Origin of the sequence: Methylophaga pinxianii (genome assembly GCF_020447225.1) — a bacterium.
Taxonomy (GTDB): domain Bacteria; phylum Pseudomonadota; class Gammaproteobacteria; order Nitrosococcales; family Methylophagaceae; genus Methylophaga; species Methylophaga pinxianii.
Genome location: NZ_JAJAEO010000067.1, coordinates 1 through 762 on the forward strand (window position 1 = coordinate 1; position 762 = coordinate 762).

Sequence of the window (762 nt, forward strand, 5' to 3'; positions counted from 1 at the left end):
AGGTCATGGTCTCTTCGCGCCAGTTTCCCACTGCCCTGACCAGATCGCTCCAGACTTCCTTTTGGCCCTTCGGGATGGTGGCTATCCACTCGTCCAGGGCGGCTTCTGCCTGGAGCCGTGTGGTGGCGTCCCAGATGCCGTAGAAGCGCTCCTTGTGCTCGTAGGCGGCCAGCAGTTGCGGGAACGCGCCTGTCCAGGTCTCCATGATGAGGCGCTCCCGGTCTGAGACTTCGTGAGCGCGTTTCAGCAGGATTTTCCGGTCTCCCTTGAGAGTCCGGCTCTGGGACGGTTTCAGCTCCTTTCTGAGGCCCTTGCGCACTCTCTCTAGGGCATCGTTGGCCATGCGCACCACATGGAACTTATCGACCACGATACGGGCCTGGGGCAGCACAGCCTTGACCGCTGCCCGGTAGGGGTTCCACATGTCCATGCTGACGATCTCGACCTTCTGCCGGTCTTTCAGCTTCATCAGGTAGTTGGTCACCACGTCCTGGCGGCGGGTGGCCAGCAGGTCGAGCAGGGTTCGCTCCTCAATGTTGGTCAGAATGCAGCGGTAGCGCTTGTTCAGGTATAGCTCGTCAATGCCCAGGATGCGGGGCGTCTCGAAGCGGTGCCAGCGCCCCAGGAACTCGGCGCGGGCGTTGAAGATGTCGCGCACCGTCTTCTCGTCCAGGCCGGTCTGTGCCGCCACAAAGGTGTAGGGGTGGTTGAAGGATTCCTTCTCCACGTACTCATGCAGCCGCAGTGTCATACGGAATCCGT

Annotated in this window: 1 pseudogene; it reads right to left on the reverse strand. The window is 61.3% G+C overall.

The window, feature by feature from the left end:
• Positions 1 to 762 (reverse strand): annotated as a pseudogene (locus LGT40_RS00310) (ISL3-like element ISPpu12 family transposase); the annotation flags it as partial.